Origin of the sequence: Bacillus sp. JJ722, assembly GCF_036963345.1 — a bacterium.
Lineage (GTDB): Bacteria > Bacillota > Bacilli > Bacillales > DSM-1321 > Bacillus_AD.
Genome location: NZ_JBALMO010000204.1, coordinates 282 through 5,124 on the forward strand (window position 1 = coordinate 282; position 4,843 = coordinate 5,124).

The following is a 4,843-nucleotide window of genomic DNA, read 5'->3' on the forward strand; positions in this document are numbered from 1 at the left end:
ATGAAACCCATCTATCTTCTTAAAAATCTAAAGAATTACTTCCCATTAATAATCAAACAATGATAGTAAATAGGACTTATTGAACAGCCTCATTTTAATGACTTAATAACGCCAGTTAGAACGGAATAAATAAAAATCACATTGCTTATTCAAGAAAATACCCAGTTAGTATAATAGGCTTACTTATTATTGCTTCTACAATGCTATCTATAGTAATTTGACCGTCAATTACATAGTCCGCATCTGGTTTAACACTTTTCTCCATCTCTAGATATGCCATTCTTCCAGCACTCAAATATAGCTCGCATTCATAAATGACTTCATCTATAGAATTCAAAGGATTACGAATTAATCTTCTTGCCATCGCTACATCTAATGGCGTGTTTATATAAAATGAAATGTCTATCAGATCCTTCATCTCATTGTTAAGGTACGAAAACGGATAGTCTAAAATAATATAATTTATATCTGAATCATTTAGTGCTGACTTAATATCATTAATTATGGGATTAACATTCCACTCATCATAATTTGCACCTTTTTCTACCCATTTACAAACGTCACTAGGTCCTTCTAGATCATAATCATCAAAATGTAGAGTCTTTGCTGTATTAAGTTTATTAGCTAGCGCCTTTGTAACAGTTGTCTTACCTCCACCAGATACAGCAGAAATAGAAATTATTATTGGTTTTTGTCTCATATAATCCTCCTTAGAAAAAAGATTGCTTACTTCTATTCTCTATAAGCCAACTCTAAATTCTATACAAGAAACTGCGATTAGAGACATTATTGTATCAAAGTTTCTAATAACTTACTATTCCAAAAAAAATTCTAAATTCATTCCGGTTTTTCTTTTGTTTTTTGATACCTTCTTTTAAATCTACTATTATGACATTTTTACCTACCCAAACTCTCAAATATATTGAATGGAATTTTATAGGTTTTACTATTCTTTTCTCCTCATACTCAGTTCCATCTTCTAATTCTATTTCCGTCCTAATGAACCATGTGTTACCCCAAAGAATCGCAGTCGACAGATTTATTTTCACCAATTTCTTTTTTAAAATCTTGTATAGTTTTTCTCATTCACAATCATTACGAGTATACTTTTGGGGTTGTAATTGTTCTTTTATTTGAATCCAATTATAAATGCTTCGAAAAACGGTTTCGAATTCTTTCCCAATTGGTGTTAATTCATATTCAACTTTTCGAGGAGCAGAAGCTGATTTTTTTTTCGTGATAATTCCTTGATTCTCAAGATCACGTAATCGATCTGACAATAAGCGGTCTGAAATGCCAGGAATACTATCAGAAATTTCGTGGTATCTCTTAGGACCACTTAATAGAGTGTAAATGATTACACCTATCCATCGTTTACCGATAAATTCAATTGTACTATGAAAATTATTGCAAAATTTAATACAGCCATTTTCTTTTGAATCAGGAGTCTTCTTTTTATTTTGTTTTTCCATATTCATACCCCCAATTNNCAAACATACTTACTAATAGTAAGCTAATTAAACTTACTATTAGTAAGTTTATCTGTAAATGTAGTATTATATTCGGAGGATATATATGTCAAACACACAACAAAGTTTATCTGAAATTATGCATACTCGTCATTCTGTAAGAAAGTTCGATCCGTCTTTTTCAATTTCAAAAGAAGAAATAGAAAGTATGTTACGCGAAGCGACTTCAGCACCTTCATCTAGCAACTTACAACCATGGAAATTTATCGTGGTTCAAGATCAAGAGGTAAAGAAAGATTTACGAAAAATTGCTTATAATCAAGAACAAGTTGAAACAGCTTCTGCAGTAATCATCGTACTTGGTGACACAGAAATGTATAGAAATGCGGAACAAGTAAGCCAAAGTAGCTTAGAAGCAGGATTTATTAATGAAGAAACAAAAAAAGTATTAGTTGAAAATGTAAATAAAGCCTATCCATTTGCGCCACTTGCAAAAAGAGAGAATATCGCAACATTTGATACGGGCTTAATTTCTATGCAATTTATGCTAATTGCAAAAGATAAAGGTTACGATACAGTAGCAATGGGTGGATATGATAAACAAAAATTAATTGAGCGATTTGATATTAACGAAAGATATACTCCAGTTGTGTTAATAGCTCTAGGTAAAGCTGACGCTCCAGCACATAAAACAACAAGATTACCAATCGAACAATTAGTTCAGTTTGTTTAACCTTAAAAGAAAAAGAGGATGAAAGTAATATTTTATTACTTCATCCTCTTTTTTTACATTTCATTAGATTATGCTAATACAGGGTGTATTCTTTATTTTTCCGAAGAAAACATATACTTCTTGTAGTGATAACCGATACTGAAGATAACACCCATGGCGAGCATATTTCCCCAGAGTGAACTTCCCCCATAACTTATGAATGGTAACGGGATTCCTGTAATAGGAAGTAAACCAATTGTCATACCAATGTTTTGGAATACATGGAACGTAATCATACTAATAACACCTACACATATGTAGGTATAGAATGAATTCTTTGTACCCATAGCGATTCTGATAATATGGTAAATCAATAAGAAGAACAAACTGACTACAATACTTGTACCGACGAATCCAAATTCTTCACCGATAACACTAAAAATAAAGTCTGTTTGACTTTCAGGTAAATAAACTTCTCTATTTCCAATTCCTTTACCAGTCGTTTCTCCAGAACCAATTGCTAAGAGAGAACGAGTTAAGTGGAACCCAGCAGAACTTTCATAGTTATATGGGTCTAACCAAGAATAAATTCGGCTAAACTGATACTGTTTTACACCTAAATATTTTTCTAATACTTCAGGGGCATATAATACGAAATACATGATTCCCGATACGAGTAATGTTGCTGCCGAAAACATCGGTAATAATATTTTCCAAGTAATCCCCGATACGAAAATCACACCTAACAAAATCGATAAAAATACTAGCGACGTACCAAGGTCAGGCTGCTGCATAATAAACGCTAGTGGTAGAGCTGTTACTAATCCTAACTTAATTAATAGCCAACAGTCACTCTTAACCGTTTTAATTGGATTCTTTTCATGATGGGTGGTCACTACATTTGCTAACGCTACTATTAGAAATACTTTCATAAATTCCGAAGGCTGCAAAGAACCAATACCCGGCAGCTTGTACCAACTTTTTGCACCATTGATAACTGGTGCAATACTTGAAGGAGCTACAACTAAGAAAGCTAATAATGCATTACCAAAGCCATACGCATACCAGGATATTTTTCTAAGCTGATCAGAGTCTAATCGAATAACGGCTAATATGATGACGATACCCGACGCGTACCAAACTATTTGCTTTAATAAGAAATTTTGTCCATACTGCCCAGTCATTTGTGCGCTATAAATCGCTAAACAACTACACAGAAAGAGTAGAAATAATAATAAGACTAACGTATAGTCTATCCTTGATGTTCGAAGTTTAACTGGTTGCACAATATATTCTCCTTATTAATAGGAAATGTCATTTTTAATTACTATAATACTTTTCAATTATACTGTATGATACGAAAATCACAACTGAGAAAACTTACTTGGATACATTTTCATTAACAAAAAATTCTTATAAATCCAAGCCATTCAACGTTTACCTAGCTTATATTAAGTTTTGTCCAAACTCGAAAAATATACAAAAAATTGTTATCTTTTGCTTCGAAAATGAAATTTCATAACCATAGAATCATATAGTACTATTTTCTAACCTAATTCCTCAAAAGATACGTTTCCCTTTATACCACCTTATACCCTATTAATTGTTACATTTTGTATTATGTAGTAAATTAATAAATAGAATATTTCTTGTATAACAAAAAATATACCTAATTTAGGTTAATACATATTCTACTAAAGTGAAAGGTATAAAGTAATGAAAAACAAATCTAAACTTTTTTATTTCTCTATTTTTCTCATAACAATTTCTATATTAACATCCGCATACTCTCTTTATAAAATTTATGATAGTCAATCGGCTGTTAAAGAAAATCTAAACTTATGGAACGATATTAAAGATGAGCAAATCAATAATAATCAGGAAAAAACAACTTCTACAACTTCCATTACTTATGAAAAAGGATTACTTGGTGAAGTACAAATACCAAGGCTTAAAGAGAATATTCCTTTAATTGAAGGTTCTACTGAAAAAGACTTAGAAAAAGGTGCTGTACATTTTTCAGGCACAGCCAATTTTGGCGAACAAGGAAATTCCATTGTACTTGGACACCGAGACGGCGTATTCCGTCCGCTAAAAGACCTGAAGGTTAATGATGAAATCGTCATTAATACATTATATGGAACCGAAACATATATTATTGAACAATTGGAAGTCGTTAAACCGACAGATCCATTAATTACCCAATCATATGACTATCCCGCCATTACTCTTGTGACTTGTTATCCTTTTTATTACCTAGGAGATGCACCTGATCGTTATATTGCTATTGGGAGGCTAAAATAAAAGCATGGATGCACACTGTACAGTCTAATATTCAGGCTGTACAACTGCAACCATGCTTTTATTATGTTGTTACTAATTTTATGATTCTGATTTTCTTCTGGATCTATCTACTACAAAAAGTAAAACCCCAAAGATACCTAAAACACCGCTAAGAAGTAAGTAATTATAATAAACTCCCCCTGTATCCGGCAAGGTTCCTTGATTAATTTTTGTATTGTTTAATATCGAATTACTATCTTTGACATCTTCTTTATTATTTCCTGAGTCTGTTCCCGGTTCTGTTTCTGGGTCTGTCCCTGGGTCTGTTCCTGGATTTATTCCTGGATCTGTTCCTGGATCTGTTCCTGGATCTGTTCCT

At 32.3% G+C, this 4,843-nt stretch carries 7 protein-coding genes; 2 read left to right on the plus strand and 5 right to left on the minus strand.

Going from position 1 to position 4,843, the window contains the following annotated elements:
• Positions 1–145: 145 nt before the first annotated feature.
• From V7014_RS20880 to V7014_RS20890, 3 genes are all read right to left on the minus strand, one after another.
• Positions 146–700: a uridine kinase gene (locus V7014_RS20880; protein ID WP_335509941.1), complete on the minus strand. Its 555-nt coding sequence runs from the start codon at positions 698–700 to the stop codon at positions 146–148.
• Between the two features lie 103 nt (positions 701–803).
• Entirely contained in the window at positions 804–1,037 is a 234-nt protein-coding gene (locus V7014_RS20885; protein ID WP_335509959.1) for a DUF3977 family protein, read from the minus strand.
• Positions 1,038–1,082: 45 nt separating this feature from the next.
• Positions 1,083–1,472 (minus strand): winged helix-turn-helix transcriptional regulator, encoded by a 390-nt coding sequence (locus V7014_RS20890; RefSeq protein ID WP_335509943.1) that lies wholly within the window; start codon positions 1,470–1,472, stop codon positions 1,083–1,085.
• A gap of 103 nt (positions 1,473–1,575) precedes the next feature.
• Here V7014_RS20890 and V7014_RS20895 point away from each other — a divergent pair, with 103 nt between their 5' ends.
• The gene (locus V7014_RS20895) at positions 1,576–2,202 is read left to right on the plus strand and encodes a nitroreductase family protein (protein ID WP_335509945.1); all 627 of its coding nucleotides are present in this window, start codon (positions 1,576–1,578) and stop codon (positions 2,200–2,202) included.
• A 92-nt stretch (positions 2,203–2,294) separates the two neighbouring features.
• On the opposite strand, the gene rodA is transcribed toward V7014_RS20895, so the two are convergent.
• Positions 2,295–3,467 carry a rod shape-determining protein RodA gene (rodA, locus tag V7014_RS20900; protein ID WP_335509946.1) on the minus strand — a complete coding sequence of 391 codons (1,173 nt, stop codon included), beginning with the start codon at positions 3,465–3,467 and terminating at the stop codon, positions 2,295–2,297.
• A 430-nt stretch (positions 3,468–3,897) separates the two neighbouring features.
• Here rodA and V7014_RS20905 point away from each other — a divergent pair, with 430 nt between their 5' ends.
• Positions 3,898–4,485: a class D sortase gene (locus V7014_RS20905; protein ID WP_335509949.1), complete on the plus strand. Its 588-nt coding sequence runs from the start codon at positions 3,898–3,900 to the stop codon at positions 4,483–4,485.
• 78 nt (positions 4,486–4,563) lie between these two features.
• On the opposite strand, the gene V7014_RS20910 is transcribed toward V7014_RS20905, so the two are convergent.
• Positions 4,564–4,843, minus strand: a 280-nt coding sequence (locus tag V7014_RS20910) for an LPXTG cell wall anchor domain-containing protein (protein WP_335509951.1), incomplete at its 5' end; no start/stop codon positions are given.

Bases quoted from the DNA above. Each gene is read 5' to 3' on its own strand.
- V7014_RS20880 (WP_335509941.1), bottom strand. From the start codon at position 700: ATGAGACAAAAACCAATAATAATTTCTATTTCTGCTGTATCTGGTGGA.
- V7014_RS20890 (WP_335509943.1), bottom strand. From the start codon at position 1,472: ATGGAAAAACAAAATAAAAAGAAGACTCCTGATTCAAAAGAAAATGGC.
- V7014_RS20895 (WP_335509945.1), top strand. From the start codon at position 1,576: ATGTCAAACACACAACAAAGTTTATCTGAAATTATGCATACTCGTCAT.
- V7014_RS20905 (WP_335509949.1), top strand. From the start codon at position 3,898: ATGAAAAACAAATCTAAACTTTTTTATTTCTCTATTTTTCTCATAACA.